16 protein-coding genes are annotated in these 15,096 nt (G+C 65.1%); 11 read left to right on the forward strand and 5 right to left on the reverse strand.

The window, feature by feature from the left end; all coding sequences use genetic code 11:
- Positions 1-2 precede the first annotated feature (2 nt).
- On the forward strand, positions 3-1,631 hold the full coding sequence (locus BDIM_RS06995) for a Na+/H+ antiporter (protein WP_003164862.1): 1,629 nt from the start codon (positions 3-5) through the stop codon (positions 1,629-1,631).
- Here the strand turns inward: BDIM_RS06995 and BDIM_RS17465 are convergent.
- Genes BDIM_RS17465 through BDIM_RS07010 form a run of 3 tightly spaced genes read right to left on the reverse strand, consistent with a single transcriptional unit; the run spans position 1,622 to position 4,536 of the window.
- Positions 1,622-2,365 (reverse strand): hypothetical protein, encoded by a 744-nt coding sequence (locus tag BDIM_RS17465; RefSeq protein ID WP_143276790.1) that lies wholly within the window; start codon positions 2,363-2,365, stop codon positions 1,622-1,624. The two genes, BDIM_RS06995 and BDIM_RS17465, sit on opposite strands and share 10 nt — an antisense overlap.
- Positions 2,362-3,150 carry a nucleoside triphosphate pyrophosphohydrolase gene (gene mazG, locus BDIM_RS07005; protein ID WP_003164863.1) on the reverse strand — a complete coding sequence of 263 codons (789 nt, stop codon included), beginning with the start codon at positions 3,148-3,150 and terminating at the stop codon, positions 2,362-2,364. Before mazG ends, BDIM_RS17465 begins: the two co-directional genes overlap by 4 nt.
- Positions 3,151-4,536, reverse strand: a complete 1,386-nt coding sequence (locus BDIM_RS07010; protein ID WP_003164864.1) for an MFS transporter — start codon at positions 4,534-4,536, stop codon at positions 3,151-3,153.
- 120 nt (positions 4,537-4,656) lie between these two features.
- Here BDIM_RS07010 and BDIM_RS07015 point away from each other — a divergent pair, with 120 nt between their 5' ends.
- The 3 genes from BDIM_RS07015 (at position 4,657) to ygiD (ending at position 6,855) form a co-directional block, all read left to right on the forward strand.
- Complete coding sequence (locus BDIM_RS07015) at positions 4,657-5,517, forward strand: M15 family metallopeptidase (RefSeq protein WP_003164865.1); 861 nt, start codon at positions 4,657-4,659, stop codon at positions 5,515-5,517.
- Positions 5,514-5,978, forward strand: a complete 465-nt coding sequence (locus tag BDIM_RS07020) for an NUDIX hydrolase (RefSeq protein WP_112999796.1) — start codon at positions 5,514-5,516, stop codon at positions 5,976-5,978. Before BDIM_RS07015 ends, BDIM_RS07020 begins: the two co-directional genes overlap by 4 nt.
- 121 nt (positions 5,979-6,099) lie before the next feature.
- Positions 6,100-6,855: a 4,5-DOPA-extradiol-dioxygenase gene (ygiD, locus tag BDIM_RS07025; RefSeq protein ID WP_081461854.1), complete on the forward strand. Its 756-nt coding sequence runs from the start codon at positions 6,100-6,102 to the stop codon at positions 6,853-6,855.
- Between the two features lie 21 nt (positions 6,856-6,876).
- Here ygiD and BDIM_RS07030 read toward each other — a convergent pair whose 3' ends face one another.
- Complete coding sequence (locus tag BDIM_RS07030) at positions 6,877-7,287, reverse strand: DoxX family protein (RefSeq protein WP_003164868.1); 411 nt, start codon at positions 7,285-7,287, stop codon at positions 6,877-6,879.
- 82 nt (positions 7,288-7,369) lie between these two features.
- Positions 7,370-8,926: an AMP-binding protein gene (locus BDIM_RS07035; RefSeq protein WP_169312166.1), complete on the reverse strand. Its 1,557-nt coding sequence runs from the start codon at positions 8,924-8,926 to the stop codon at positions 7,370-7,372.
- Positions 8,927-9,143: 217 nt separating this feature from the next.
- On the opposite strand from BDIM_RS07035, the gene lipA reads away from it, so the two are divergent.
- The 7 genes from lipA (at position 9,144) to pdhA (ending at position 15,093) form a co-directional block, all read left to right on the forward strand.
- On the forward strand, positions 9,144-10,118 hold the full coding sequence (lipA, locus tag BDIM_RS07040; protein WP_003164870.1) for a lipoyl synthase: 975 nt from the start codon (positions 9,144-9,146) through the stop codon (positions 10,116-10,118).
- A 4-nt stretch (positions 10,119-10,122) separates the two neighbouring features.
- Positions 10,123-10,575, forward strand: coding sequence for a type II toxin-antitoxin system RatA family toxin (locus BDIM_RS07045; protein ID WP_003164871.1), 453 nt, complete (start codon positions 10,123-10,125; stop codon positions 10,573-10,575).
- A 4-nt stretch (positions 10,576-10,579) separates the two neighbouring features.
- Positions 10,580-11,701 carry an NAD(P)/FAD-dependent oxidoreductase gene (locus BDIM_RS07050; protein WP_003164872.1) on the forward strand — a complete coding sequence of 374 codons (1,122 nt, stop codon included), beginning with the start codon at positions 10,580-10,582 and terminating at the stop codon, positions 11,699-11,701.
- Between the two features lie 148 nt (positions 11,702-11,849).
- The gene (gene rpmF / locus BDIM_RS07055; RefSeq protein WP_040345353.1) at positions 11,850-12,032 is read left to right on the forward strand and encodes a 50S ribosomal protein L32; all 183 of its coding nucleotides are present in this window, start codon (positions 11,850-11,852) and stop codon (positions 12,030-12,032) included.
- A 167-nt stretch (positions 12,033-12,199) separates the two neighbouring features.
- Positions 12,200-13,477, forward strand: coding sequence for a phosphopyruvate hydratase (eno, locus tag BDIM_RS07060; protein ID WP_003164875.1), 1,278 nt, complete (start codon positions 12,200-12,202; stop codon positions 13,475-13,477).
- A 153-nt stretch (positions 13,478-13,630) separates the two neighbouring features.
- On the forward strand, positions 13,631-13,951 hold the full coding sequence (locus tag BDIM_RS07065) for an FtsB family cell division protein (protein ID WP_003164876.1): 321 nt from the start codon (positions 13,631-13,633) through the stop codon (positions 13,949-13,951).
- A 113-nt stretch (positions 13,952-14,064) separates the two neighbouring features.
- Entirely contained in the window at positions 14,065-15,093 is a 1,029-nt protein-coding gene (gene pdhA, locus BDIM_RS07070) for a pyruvate dehydrogenase (acetyl-transferring) E1 component subunit alpha (RefSeq protein ID WP_003164877.1), read from the forward strand.
- Positions 15,094-15,096 lie beyond the last annotated feature (3 nt).

Genomic DNA, 15,096 nt, shown 5'->3' on the forward strand with positions numbered 1-15,096 from the left:
TCATGCACCTGATCGAGACCATCCTCTTCCTGCTGCTGGCCGTTGTGCTGTCGGGATGGGTGGCTCGCATCACGCGCATCGCCCTGCCGCTGGTGCAGATCGCCCTGGGGGCGGGGGTGGTGCTGATCACGGGGCAGTCGGTTGATCTGAAGCCGGATGTCTTCTTCCTGCTGTTTCTGCCGCCCCTGCTGTTCGTGGACGGCTGGCGCATCCCCAAGGAAGCCCTGTTTCGGGACAAGGTGGTGATCCTGGAGCTGGCGCTGGGGCTGGTGGTCTTCACCGTCGTCGGCCTGGGCTTCCTGATCCACTGGATGATCCCGGCCATGCCGCTGGCCGTAGCCTTCGCCTTGGCGGCGATCCTGTCGCCTACGGACCCGATTGCGGTGCAGGCCATCGCCGGGCGCGCGCCGATCCCCAAGCGGCTGATGCACATACTGGAAGGCGAGTCACTGCTGAATGATGCGACGGGCCTGACCTGCATGCGGATCGCCGTTATTGCGGCGACGACCGGCGCCTTTTCCCTGAGCAGCGCTTTCGGAACCTTCGCCTGGCTGGCGCTGGCGGGCGTGGCGGTGGGCATCGCCGTCACTTTGGCCATCGGCCTGGTGAAGGCCTTCATCAGCCGCCGCTGGGGCGAGGACGTCGGCGGCCAGATCCTGATCAGTCTCCTGATGCCGTTCGCGGCCTATCTGGCGGCGGAAGCCGTCCACGCCTCGGGCATTCTGGCGGCGGTGGCCGCCGGCGTGACCATGAGCTTCACCGAGCGCCAGGGTTCAGCGCTGGCCGCCACGCGTATCCGCCGCGCCGTGGTCTGGGATACGGTGCAGTTCGTCGCCAACGGCCTGATCTTCGTCATCCTGGGCGAGCAGATGCCGTCCATCATGGCCCGCGCGGCGGAGGTGATCCGGACCACCCAGCATAGCGAGGTCTGGTGGCTGGCCGTCTATGTCTTGGCGATCGTCGCCGCTCTCGCCGTATTGCGTTTTGTCTGGGTGTGGACATCGCTGAAGCTGACCCTGTTTCGCCGCAAGGGCCGCAGCGCGCCGCCCAAGGTCGGCTTGAGGCTGGTGGCGGTCATGTCGCTGGCCGGGGTGCGCGGCGCGATCACCCTGGCGGGCATATTGACGCTGCCCTTCTATCTGGCGGACGGCTCGGCCATGCCGGCGCGGAATCTGGCGATCTTCCTGGCGGCGGGAGTGATCATCGTCTCCCTGGTGCTGGCGACAGTCGCCTTGCCGCGTCTGCTGAAGGGCGTGCAGCTTCCGCCCGAGGACGATCATCAAGCCGAAGAAAGCCGGTCCCGCGTCGCCGCCGCCTGGGCCGCCATTCGCGCTATCGAGGACGCTCAGCACGCCATGGCCGAGGGCAAGCTTGACCCTGACTTCTACGCCGAGACGGCGACACGGGTGATGGAAGTCTATCGCCACCGCATCGACATGCGGGCCAACATGGAGGCTGACGCCGTTGTCCAGGCCCGCCGCGCCGATGAGATCGAACGCCGTCTCCGCCTGATCGGTCTTGTCGCTGAACGTGAGGAACTGGTGCGCCTGGGTCGCCAGCGGCTGATCGATGAAGAGACAGCGCGCAAGCTGATCCGCGAGATCGACCTGCAGGAACTGCGCTACGTCTGAAGAACTGGAGTAGCCGCTTCTATCGCTCGCCGCTTGGATTCCTCAAGCCGGTTGAGAGCCTCGATAGTTTCCTCGGAAAGAGGTGTTTCGCAACGCCTCACGACGTGCGCAATTGCTGATCCAAAGTCCAGGCAGGCAACCAGCCCTCGAAGGACCTCATGCGCGTCTGCCGAATGCAACCCAATGAAAGTGACTTCGGTCTGGTTGTCTTGGTCATTGACGCGGGCATTCAGAAACACTGCACGAGGATTTGGATGCCCACCGAACGAGATAGATTGCTCATAAGCTTCGTAGACAAAATCGGCGCTTCCATCGTGTTCAGCATTAAGCGTTTTAGCGACATCCTTGACTGCGCTACCGAATTTTTGTCGGCACAGCTTAAGGTGATCGGCGCTCTGATCGCGGTCCTGCCATATTGCTTCAAGATCCTGATTGTTCCAGGCGAGATGTGCATAGCAAGCTGATTCGAGTGCCGTGCGCTGGACGGAAAAAATCGCGCTTGAGTGTCCGCTAAGAGCCACTCGGACACCTGCGAGGAAGAGCATGTAGGAGTTCATGGCTAGAAGAACAGGAATGGGTCTGTTCTTTGGCAGCCGTGCCCAGCCGTCCTGTGCTAGGAAATCCGTCAGCTCTGAAAGGCAGTCGACAAGAGGGCCTGATTTTTCTAAGAGTTCTTGGGTAGTCTCATCGGCACTTTTTAGATACGTGCGAAGTTCATTGGCTGCCGTGGTCATGCTTTCTCCACCGCCTTGGCTGCGTCCCAGAGGGCGTCCATTTCGGCCAGGTTTGACTGTTCCGGCGTGCGGCCGTCCTTCTTCAGTTCGGCCTCGATGAATTCGAAACGGCGCACGAATTTGGCGTTGGCGGCGCGCAGGGCGTCTTCCGGTTCGACCTCCAGCTTGCGGGCCAGATTGGCGACGACGAACAGCAGGTCTCCCAACTCATCGCGGGCCTTCTCCTTGTCGCCGGCGGCGATCTCGACGCGCAGCTCCTCGACCTCTTCGGCCAGCTTGTCGAAGACCTCGTCGGTCGAGGGCCAGTCGAAGCCGACGCGGCCTGCGCGCTTGGTCAGCTTGGCGGCGCGGGTCAGGGCGGGCAGGCCGACCGGCACGTCGTCCAGCACGCCATGCTGTTCCTTGGCCTTGCGCTCGGCGGCCTTGATATCTTCCCAGCGCGCCTTCTGGGCCGGGCCGCTGGCCTTGGCGGCCTCGTCGCCAAAGACGTGCGGGTGGCGGCGAACCAGCTTGTCCGCCATGGCCTCGGCCACGTCCTCCAGCCGGAAATGCCCGGCCTCTTCAGCCATGCGCGAGTGGAAGACCACCTGGAACAGCAGATCGCCCAGTTCGACCCTCAGCTCGTCCATGTCGCCGCGCTCGATGGCGTCGGCGACCTCATAGGCTTCCTCAATCGTATAGGGAGCGATCGTCTGGAAGGTCTGCTCCACGTCCCAGGGACAGCCGCCGTTCGGATCGCGCAGGCGAACCATGATGTCCTTCAGGCGGTCGACGGGGTGGGTCATTCAGGCGTGTCCGGCGTCTCTTTGCGCCAGGGCGGCGCGGATTTCGTCATGCCGCTGCGGCGTCAGGGGATAGCCCTTCAGCACCCAGGCGGTGGCCGCCAATAGCAGGCCCGGCACGGCGATGAACAGGATCTGCAGGACCAGCAGCGAGAACTCGCTGTTCCCCTCTGGCCCCGGCAGGGCCTTGAACCCCACCAGCGGCAGGATGGCGTAGGGGATCAGGGCGAAGACGTGACCCATCTTGGTCGTGGCCGACAGGATGGAGAACATCAGGCCGGTGCGGTCCACGCCCGTCTCCAGCCGCACCTCGTCGCCGGCGTCCGCCATCATGGCGCGCAACAGGAACAAGCCCGCCGCATAGGGCAGGCCGGCGATGAACATGGCGATCGCCGTCAGGGCGAAGTTGCCGCCGGGAACCAGGGTCGCGCCGACGTAGAAGACGGCGAAGATCAGGCTGGCCACGGCCAGGGCGCGATCCTTGCCGATCTTGGTCGCCAGCCAGGCCCAGATGGGCGCCCCCACCAGGCCGGCCATGAAGTAGATCAGCATGAACAGCGACGCCTGGGTGTGGTCGTAGCCCTTGATCTGACCGAAGAAGAAGAACAGCAGCGACCCGGTGATGCCCGGCGCGATGCCCAGCAACAGGTCGGCGATCAGCAGCTTGCGCACCGTCTTCATCTTGAACAGGGCCAGGTAGGCGCTCGGCCCGCCGTGCGGTGCGGCGCCCGCGTTGACCGGCTCAGGGACGGCGACCATGGCCAGGCCGATGGTCAGCGGCAGGGCGATGATGATGGCCCAGCCCATGATGCGAACGCCGTCGACGTAGTTTCCCAGGCCCGTCTTCACCACGATGGTCGGCAGGATCAGGATCAGGATCACGCCGATGATGTTGAACACCTGCCACCAGCCGTAGACGCGACTGCGCTGGTCGTACTGCGGCGCCAGCACGGCGGCCCAGCCCAACTGGCCCAGGGTTCCCATCGAAAAGCCGAGGTAGAGCACCAGCAGCCAGGCGAACAGATAGACCGGCCCGGCGCCCGGCTGGACCGTCACGAACATCATCAGCGCCGCCAGCATCAGGATCGGCGTCGCCACCGCCATCCACGGGCGATAGCGGCCCAGACGCGTGCGCGTCTTGTCCATGCCCCAGCCGATGAAGGGGTCGAACACGATGTCGATCAGCCGCACGGCCATGAAGACGGCGGCCACCATGCCCATCTCCATGCCGACATGGGTGGCGTAGAATTCCGGCAGAGTCACCGGCAGGGCCACGCCGAAGGCCGCCAGCGGCAGACACGGGCCTGAGAAGGCGGCCAGGATGGCGTTGGATCGGCGCGGCGCGTCGGGCGCGGCGATGGCGGGCGAAGGCGCGGCGGTTGCGGTCATACGGTCACGGCCCGATCGCGGCGCGAGTCGGCCGCAACCGTCACCATGCAGGTTTTCGACGCAGGCGCGAAGACTGTGCAGGGGCTTGCGGCGACTCTCATCCTGAGGCCTGCTGCGGCCATGTGGAAAGCGTCCGCCTCTCTCTTCGCCGCCCTGACCGTCGCCGCCTTAGCCGGGCAGGCGCGCGCCGAGGCGCCCGAACCGATTCCGACGGCGCAAATCTGCGACCGGACGCCCGGCGCATGGGACGACACGGCCGAGGCGAACGCCATATCGCTCTATGCCTTGGAGTGGACGCCGTTCGGGCCTTCGGAACTGGGTTGGGAAGCCTATGTGCCGCTGATGCAGCAAGAGGTCGGCTCGCCCTGCGATCCGACGTCAGCGGGTTTCGCCGAGGCCCTGGCGACGTTTCAGGCGCGCTATGGCCTGGCCGCCAGCGGACGGTTCGACCAAGCGACTTTCCAGGTGTTGCGCGGGCTGTGGCAAGAGCGACGGCCCTTCGTCATGGCGCGGGTGAGGGGCGAATGCCCCGATCCGCCGCCCGTCGGCGACCTGGCCTATCTGACCACAGGCGAAGAACACGCCGAACGCCTGACGCGGCTGCTGCGCCGCGACGTACTGGACGCCTATCGCGCCATGGCGGCGGCCGCTCGCGCCGAGGTTCCTGAGATGGCTGCAGAACCGGAGCTGTTGCGCGTCTTCTCCTCCTTCCGCGATCCTGAGGCTGATGCAGCGCGATGCGCCCGCGACGGCAATTGTGACGGCCTGCGTCGCGCCGCCTGCTCGCCGCACCGCACCGGCACGGCCGTCGACCTATATGTCGGCCACCTGCAAGGCATGGGGGTCGATTCCACCGACGTTCACAGCCGTCGCCATATGAGCCAGACCCCGACCTATCGCTGGCTGGTCAAGAACGCCGGGCGGTTCGGCTTCGTGCCCTACGTCTATGAGCCCTGGCATTGGGAATGGGTTGGGCGATGATCCGGCCGCTGGCCCATGGGGAAGCGGCGCTGGCGCGCGAGGTGTTCGGGCGCGATCTGCGGCTGGACGACATCCGCTTCCTCGGCTCGCCCTGGCCGTTCGACCGGGCGTTCGTACCGGGACGCTGGTTCGGGCGCGACTGGATCGTCTGGCCCAAGGCGACCCTGGCGCCGGATTTGTCGCAGGCGCCGCTGCGGACCCAGGCCGTCTTCGTTCATGAGCTGGTTCACGTCTGGCAGGCCCAGAACGGCGTCAACCTGCTGACCGGAAAGCTGAAGGCGGGCGACGGGCCGGGCGCCTACGCCTATCCGGTGGATGAACGCTGCGAGTGGATCGGCCTGAACATCGAACAACAGGCCATGGTGGTTGAGCACCGCTTTCTGCAGTCGAGGGGCGCGCGGGTTCCGGCCGATCCGGCCTTCTATCAGCGCATCTGTCCGATCGGCATGGCGGATTTTTGAAACGAGGCTCTTGTAGAGCTGCATGAGAACCTTAAATCAGGCACTGACGCAGTTGCTATATGAGCGTCATATTTCACTCTCCTTGGACCCGTAACGCCCAAGAAGCTGCACGGTTAATATCATGCGCCAGCCAGCACTCTTTTTTGGTCACGGCTCCCCCATGAACGCCTTGGGCGGTCCCTTCGCGGACGCCTGGCGCGCGCTGGGAGAGGAGATCGGCAAGCCGAAAGGCGTCGTCATGGTCTCGGCTCACTGGGAGACGCGCGGGCTGGGCGTGACGGCGCAGGCGCGACCGGAAACCATCCATGATTTCGGGGGCTTTCCGCCTGAACTTCACGCCATGCAGTATCCTGCGCCCGGCTCGCCCGCTCTGGCCGACCGGGTGGCGGAGCTGACCGGCGCGGTTCAGACGACGCAGTGGGGACTGGATCACGGAACCTGGTCCGTGCTGGCTCATATCTGGCCGGACGCTGACGTGCCCGTGGTGCAGTTGTCGCTGGATCGCACTATCGACGCCCGCGCCCATTATGAACTGGCCAAGCGCCTGCGTCCCTTGCGTGAGGAGGGCGTGATCGTCGCCGGTTCGGGCGACTTCGTGCACAATCTGCGAACGTGGAAGCGGGCGGGCGGCGAACCCTATGACTGGGCCGTCGACTTCAATGAGGCGGTCAAGCGCGCCTTCACGGCGGGCGACCATGACGCCCTGATCGACTGGGTGCATCTGGCCGAGCAGGCGCAGCTCAGCGTGCCGACGGACGAACATTATCTGCCGCTGCTCTATGTGGCCGCCCAGCAGGCGCCGGGCGAGCCCTTGAGCTTCTTCAACGACGTGATCGAGGGCGGCTCGATCTCGATGACGGGCGTCCGGATCGGCTGACCGGACGCCGCGCCGCCTATCTTAACGGCGGCCGCCGCGCAGGGCGTTGTCCAGCGACCACGGCCCCGGTCCGGCGAAGACCAGATACAGGAAGACGAAACAGTAGAGCGCCGCCAACTCCCCGCCGTTGTTGATGGGGTAGGGGCTCTGAGGCGCGTGGACCATCCAATAGGCCGCGGCGGTGAAGCCCGACAGGATGAAGGCGGTCGGGCGACTGAACAGGCCCAGCACCAGCAGGACGCCGCCGACCAGTTCGATCGGCCCGGACCAGCCCGCCAGCGTCGACAGGTCGACCACGCCGCCGCGCCCGCCTGGCGGGAAGCCCAGGATCTTCTGCGCGCCGTGCTGAAGCAGCAGCAGGCCGGAGACAATTCTCAGAATGCTGAGAAAATGCGGCTCCCAATTGGCCAGGGATGTCGAACGTCGGGCCATGAAGTCTCCTCGGCCGTAGCGCCCCGCAAGCGGGACCGAACAGCCGAGGGTATGACACTGGCGCCGAACGGCAAGCGCCTTGTCACGCGCGCTTCAGTTCATCCTCAACCATTTTCTGGATGGTCACATAATCGGTCTTGCCGGTGCCCAGGACCGGGATGGTGTCGACCTTGATGATCTTCTTCGGCACGGCCAGCTCGGGCGCGCCGTTGTCGCGGGCCCATTCCGTCAGACGGACGCTTTCGGCGCCTGCGACGTCTGTAACCAACACCAGGCGTTCGCCCTTCTTGCTGTCGGGCACGGCGACGACGGCGTGGTGGCCGGTCGGCCAGACGCCGCCGGCCATGCCCTCGACTGCTGTCAGGGACACCATCTCGCCGCCGATCTTGGCGAAGCGTTTCGCCCGACCCAGGATGGTGATGTAGCCCTCGGCGTCGATGTCGACGATGTCGCCGGTGTCGTGCCAGCCGTCAGCCAGCGGCTCCAAATTGTCCGGGTCGTTCGGCGAGATGTAGCCTTCCATCACGTTCGGCCCGCGCAGGTAAAGGCGACCGCCGACCTCGATGCCCTCCACCGGTTCGATCCGGTATTCCATGCCCGGCAGAATCTGGCCCACCGTGCCCGGCCGATTGCGGTCAGGATGGTTCACCGCCACCACAGGCGCCGCCTCGGTGGCGCCGTAACCTTCCAGCAGTTCGACGCCGCCGAACTTGGTGTTGAACATCTGGCGCGTTTCGTCGCGGACCTTTTCCGCACCCGCCACGGCGAACTGCAGGGTGGCGAAGTCGCCGGGTTCAGCCACGCGGGCGTATTGGTTCAGGAAGGTGTCGGTCGCGAACAGGATCGACGCCTTCACCTGGGGCAGCAGGTCGGTGATCTGCTTGGCGTGCAGCGGCGAGGGATATTCAAACGCCTTCAGCCCCTGCAGCAGCGGCAGGATGACCCCGCCCGTCAGGCCGAAACAGTGGAAGGTCGGCAGCGGGTTGAACATGACCCAGTCAGGGTCCAGCTCGATGTGGGCGGCCACCTGGCGGGCATTGGCGACCAGGTTCTTCTGGCTCAGCACCACGCCCTTGGGCGCGCCGAAGCTGCCTGAGGTGAACAGGACCACGCCCGCCGAATCCGGATCGGTCTTCACGCGGAACCGCTTGGGCGCCATGCCGGCGCTGAGGCCGAACAACTTGTCGGCCAGGCCGATGGTCTTGCGGATGTCGTCCAGCCAGACGATCTCGGAAACCTCGCCCAGGGCTTCCATCAGGTCGTCCAGCTTGGCCTGGGTGACGAAGCGCTTGGCCGACAGGATCTTCTTCACGCCCGCCGTTTTCAGCGCCGCCGTCAGATTGGCCTCGCCCGAGGTGAAGTTCAGCATGACCGGCACGCGCCCGAAGGCGTGCAGGGCGAAGAAGGTCACGACCACGCCCGCGCTGGACGGCAGCAGCACGCCGACGCGTTCGCCCGGCTGAGTCAGTTTGGCGATCTTGCGGCCCAGCACTAAGGCGGCGCGGATCAGGCCAGTATAGGTCAGGGGGTGGCGATCCTGGTCCTCCAGAATCTCCTTGTCGCCGTAGCGGGCGCGCGCATCGACCAGCGCGTCGAACAGAGTCTCGTCGTAGACCTTTTGGTCCAGGGCTGCCCGCAGCAAGCACGTCCTCCTTCGGAGAGCTCTGAGGGGGCTCTCTCGGTTACAAGAGGCCGGAACCTAGTGACGTAAGGTCGCCTTGAAAAGATGCGTAACGTCGCGTGATGGCGTTCTGTTCTCGGACTGAAACCGTCTGTGCCTTGCCTTTGCACATCGGAAGGCCGACATAGCCTCAAGAATTGGGCCGCCTTCATAAACAGGAGCCAGACCGCCGGCGATGGTCACGCTGATCGACACCCTGCAGAAGAAGCCGTCCGAGCTTCGTCACCCGGAAAAGCAGAACCGCCCGGAATCGGCGGTGCTGAAGAAGCCTGACTGGCTGCGCGTGAAGGCGCCCGGCTCGGGCCAGTACAACGCTACCAAGGACATCGTGCGCTCCAAGGGGCTGCACACCGTCTGTGAAGAGGCCGCCTGCCCGAACATCGGCGAGTGCTGGAGCCAGAAGCACGCCACCCTGATGATCATGGGCGACACCTGCACGCGGGCCTGCGCCTTCTGCAACGTGAAGACCGGCTTGCCGCAGCCGCTGGACCCGGAAGAGCCGGCCAAGGTCGGTCTGGCCGTGGCCCAGATGGAGCTGAACCACGTCGTCATCACCTCGGTGGACCGCGACGATGTGTCCGACGGCGGCGCCGCCCACTTCGCCGAAGTGGTGCGCCAGATCCGTATTCAGGCGCCCAAGACCACGATCGAAATCCTGACGCCCGACTTCCTGCGCAAGGACGGCGCGGCCGAGGTGATGATCGACGCGACGCCCGACGTCTTCAATCACAACCTCGAGACGGTTCCGCGCCTCTATCTGAAGATCCGCCCCGGCGCCCGCTATTTCCACTCCCTGCGCCTACTGCAGATGGTCAAGGAGCGCGACCCGAACCAGTTCACCAAGTCCGGCATCATGGTCGGCCTGGGCGAGACCAAGGAAGAGGTCATGCAGGTGATGGACGACATGCGCTCCGCCGGCGTCGACTTCATCACCATCGGCCAGTACCTGCAGCCGACGCGCAAGCACGCGGCCATCGACCGCTTCGTCACGCCCGAAGAGTTCAAGGCCTATGAGGCGATCGCGCGGGCCAAGGGCTTCCTGATGGTGTCGTCCTCGCCGTTGACGCGCTCGTCGCACCACGCGGGTGACGATTTCGCTCGGCTGCGGGCGGCGCGCGAGGCCCAATTGTCGTCCCGGAACGGCCGCTGATCCTTTGGCCGTCCATCGCGTAACGCGCATCCTGCCCTATGCGCCGGAACAACTCGCCGCGCTGGTGGCGGACGTGCGCGCCTATCCCGACTTCGTGCCGTGGATCACGTCCATGCGCGTCTGGAACGTGCGGGACGAGGCGCCGGGCGTGCACCTGCTGGACGCCGAGGCGGGGGTCGGCTTCGCCTTCCTGACCGAGAAGTTCTCGACATGGGTGCGTCACGACGTTCATGCGCCCAAGGTCGAGGTCGGCCTGATCCGCGGTCCGTTCAAGCATCTGAAGAACCGTTGGGAGTTCCATCCGCATCCGCAGGGAACGCGCCTAGAATTCTCCATCGACTTCGCCTTCAAGTCGCGCATGCTGGACATGATGCTTCAGGCGAACTTCGACCGGGCGGTCGACAAGCTGATCCAGTGTTTCGAGAGCCGAGCCAAGGCTCTCTACGGTAAGAGGTAGGACCATGGGCGCGCCTTTCGACTTCGATGCGACGGTCGTGGGCGCGGGGGCTGTGGGGCTGGCTTGCGGCCGGGCGCTGTCGCGACGCGGCCTGACGGTGCTGGTGCTGGAGAAGGAGCCGCACATCGGCCAGGGGGTCTCCTCGCGCAATTCCGAGGTGATCCACGGCGGGCTCTACTATCCGACCGGCTCCCTGAAGGCGAAGTTCTGCGTCGGGGGAAGGCGCGCCCTCTATGACTTCCTGGAAAGCCGCAAGGTCGATCATTGGAAATGCGGCAAGCTGGTCGTGGCGACCGAGGAAGCTGAGGTCGAACGCATCGAGGCCATCTTCCAGCAGGCCACGACCAACGGTGTTGAGCGGCTGGAGCATCTGACCGGCGCCCAGGCGCGAGCGCTGGAGCCGGAGTTGAACGCTCACGCCGCCATTCTGTCGCCCGAGAGTGGAGTATTCGACAGCCACGGTTATATGCTGGCCCTTCAGGGCGAGATCGAGGACGCGGGCGGCGCGGTCGTCATCTCGGCGCCGTTCGAGGGGGCGGAACGCCTGCCAGGTGGAGGATTCTCCATCCGTGTGGGCGGGGAGGGGGCGATGACCCTGACCAGCCGCCTGCTGGTCACGGCGCCCGGCCTGTCGGCCCAAGAGGTCGCGGCGCGAATCGAGGGCTACCCGACGGCAGACATTCCCGCGCGCCATCTAGGCAAGGGAATCTATTTCCGCCTGACAGGACCGGCGCCGTTCAACCGCCTGATCTATCCGCCGCCGATTCCTGGCGCGCTGGGCACCCACTACCGCAAGGATATGGGCGGGCAGGGCGTGTTCGGCCCCGACCTGGCCTATGTCGAGACCGAGGACTATTCGGTCGATCCGGCCAAGGCGGAAGAGTTCGCCCGCTATATCCGCCGTTTCTGGCCCGGCGTGACGGTCGAGCGGCTGACGCCCGACTATGCCGGCATCCGGCCCAAGCTGCACGGGCCGGGCGAGCCGCAGCCTGACTTCCAGCTCCATGGCGTGACGAATCACGGAATGGAGGGGCTGATGGCGCTGTTCGGCATCGAAAGTCCCGGCCTAACGAGTTCGCTGGCTATCGGCGAGGCCGTGGCGCAAAGCCTGACGGCCGGGGTTTGACGCCTGTTCCGTCAGTCTGCGTCGAGACCCTTGAAATCGGTTGCGTCTTCATGCATAAGCCCGCCCTCGCGTGGCGGCTCTTATCGGGGGGCCGCCGCTGTTGTTTTCGCGTCTTCACCGGCGCACCGACTTAGAGATTGAGACGGACATGGCCGTTCCGAAGCGCAAAGTATCCCCCTCGCGTCGCAACATGCGTCGTGCTCATGACGCCCTGGGCGCCAACACCTATGTCGAAGACAAGGACACCGGCGAACTGCGTCGCCCGCACCACATCGACCTGAAGACCGGCATGTACAAAGGCCGTCAGGTTCTGACCCAGCAGGAAGACTAAGTCTTCCTCTGGCGATCCGGCTTCGGTCGGGCGCAAAAATTCAGCGGCGCGCGAGTTTCTCGCGCGCCGTTTTCGCATATGCCGCCTCAGCTTCGCCTGTGGCGATTCCAGCGGGTCTGGTCTAAACCGGCCCCACCTTTTCCAACTCAGTCAGAGCGCAGAGTTTCATGACCGATATCGTCGACATCGTCGCCCGCCAGATTCTCGACAGCCGGGGCAATCCGACGGTCGAAGTGGACGTGATCCTGGAAGACGGCAGCTTCGGCCGCGCGGCGGTGCCGTCGGGCGCCTCGACCGGCGCGCACGAAGCCGTCGAACTGCGTGACGGCGACAAGGACATGTGGGGCGGCAAGGGCGTCGAGAAGGCGGTCGACGCCGTCAACGGCGAGATCTTCGACGCCCTGTCCGGCATGGACGCCGAGGATCAGCGCCGTATCGACGAGGCTCTGATCGAGCTGGACGGCACCGAGAACAAGTCGCGCCTGGGCGCCAACGCCATGCTGGGCGTCTCGCTGGCCGTGGCCAAGGCCAGCGCCATCTCGGCCGGTCTGCCGCTGCACCGCTACATCGGCGGCGTCTCGGCCCGCATTCTGCCCACGCCGATGATGAACATCATCAACGGCGGCGCCCACGCCGACAACCCGATCGACATCCAGGAATTCATGATCATGCCGACGGGCGCCGAGAACTTCTCGGAAGCCCTGCGCATGGGCGCCGAGATCTTCCACGCCCTGAAGAAGGCGTTGAAGGACGCCGGTCACAACACCAACGTCGGCGACGAGGGCGGCTTCGCCCCGAATCTGGCCTCGGCTGACGAAGCCCTGACCTTCATCACCAAGGCGGGCCAGGCGGCCGGCTATCTGGCGGGCGAGGACTTCCACCTGGCGCTGGACGTCGCCTCGACCGAATTCTTCAAGAACGGCAAATATGAGCTGACCGGCGAGGGCAAGTCCTTCGACGCCGAGGGCATGGTCAACTACCTGGCCGATCTGGTCGAACGCTTCCCGATCGTCTCGATCGAGGACGGCTGCGCAGAGGACGACTTCGACGGCTGGAAGCTGCTGACGGACCGTCTGGGCGATCGCGTGCAACTGGTCGGCGACGACCTGTTCGTGACCAACCCGCGCCGTCTGGCCGCAGGCATCGGCGAAGGTCTGGCCAACTCCATTCTGATCAAGGTCAACCAGATCGGCACCCTGTCCGAGACCCTGGACGCCGTCGATATGGCGCACCGCGCGGGCTACACCGCCGTGATGTCGCACCGTTCGGGCGAGACCGAAGATTCGACCATCGCCGACCTGGCCGTGGCGACCAACTGCGGTCAGATCAAGACCGGCTCGCTGGCTCGTTCGGACCGCACGGCCAAGTACAACCAGCTGCTGCGCATCGAAGAGATGCTGGGCGATCAGGCCGCCTATTTCGGCGACGGCATGCTGCTGAAATAAGCCGCATCACGAAGATGTGCTGGACGCCGCCTCCGAACCTCGGGGGCGGCGTTCGCAATTACGGCCAAGCTACGGTTCGTTAGGCATTTTCGGTCACTGATAGGTCACCGTGTTTATGCGCGCTCAGAAGGAGCGTCCGCCGTGCCCGAGCAGATGAAGCCCTATTTGCCGACCGTCCTGCTGTTGCTGCTGATCGCCTATCTGGGCGTACAGGCCCTGACGGGTGAACGCGGCCTGCTAAGCGGCGGTGAACGCGACGCTTTGCTGGCGCAGCGCCAGACCCAGCTGATGCGCCTGGCCGAGCAGCGTCAGGATCTGGAAGTCCGCGTTCGCTATCTGCGCACCGAGAGCCTGTCGAAGGATCTGCTGGAAGAACGGGCGAGGGCGGTGATCGGCTTCGCCGACCCGCGTGACTATGTGGTCCGCCTGAACGGCCCGGCCGGCCACAACCCTGACGCGACGCACGCCTCCTGAACTATTGTTACAGCCCGGTCGGCTGCTTTGCGTTTCGGGAACGAAGGCTGCTAAAGCCCCTTTCCGTAACGATAAGAGTCCCTGATACAGGGGTGTAAGCCGGGAGATGCCGGATGGCGAAAGCCGCCGCTCAGAAAAACTCGCCCAGCGCGGGCGACAAGATTCCGAACACGCCTCAGGCTTCCAAGGAAGACCTGCTGCGTTTCTATCGCGAGATGGTCCTCATCCGCCGCTTTGAAGAGCGCGCGGGCCAGCTGTACGGCATGGGCCTGATCGGGGGCTTCTGCCACCTGTACATCGGTCAGGAAGCCGTGGCCGTAGGCGTTCAGGAGAGCGTCAAGCAGGGCTACGACAAGATCATCACGGGCTATCGCGACCACGGCCATATGCTGGTCGCGGGCATGGACCCGAAGGAAGTCATGGCCGAGCTGACGGGCCGCATCGGCGGATCGTCCAAGGGCAAGGGCGGGTCGATGCACATGTTCGACGTGCCGACCGGCTTCTACGGCGGTCACGGCATCGTCGGCGCCCAGGTGGCGCTGGGCACGGGCCTGGCCTTCGCGGGCAAGTACCGTGGCGATGACTCGGTCAGCTTCGTCTATTTCGGCGACGGCGCCTCGAACCAGGGGCAGGTCTACGAGAGCTTCAACATGGCCCAGCTGTGGAAGCTGCCGGCCATCTACATCATCGAGAACAACCAGTACGCCATGGGCACGAGCATCGAACGCTCGTCGTCCACGACCGAACTGTATCAGCGCGGCGCCAGCTTCGGCATTCCGGGCGAACAGGTCGACGGCATGGACGTCCTGGCCGTGCGTGACGCCGCCGCCCGCGCCGTGGCCCGCGCCCGCGCCGGCGAAGGCCCCTATATTCTGGAAGTGAAGACCTACCGCTATCGCGGCCACTCCATGTCCGACCCGGCCAAATACCGGACCAAGGAAGAGGTGGACGAGGTCAAGAAGACCCGCGACCCGATCGACCACCTGAAGATGCTGCTCGCCGCCGCCAAGGCGACCGAGGACGAGCTGAAGGCGATCGATAACGAAGTGAAGGCCATCGTGGCCGAAGCTGTGCAGTTCGCTCAAGAGAGCCCTGAGCCGGATGCGTCCGAGCTCTACACCGACGTCTACGTGGAGGCCTGATAC

Origin of the sequence: Brevundimonas diminuta ATCC 11568 (assembly GCF_000204035.1) — a bacterium.
GTDB classification, from domain to species: Bacteria; Pseudomonadota; Alphaproteobacteria; order Caulobacterales; family Caulobacteraceae; genus Brevundimonas; species Brevundimonas diminuta.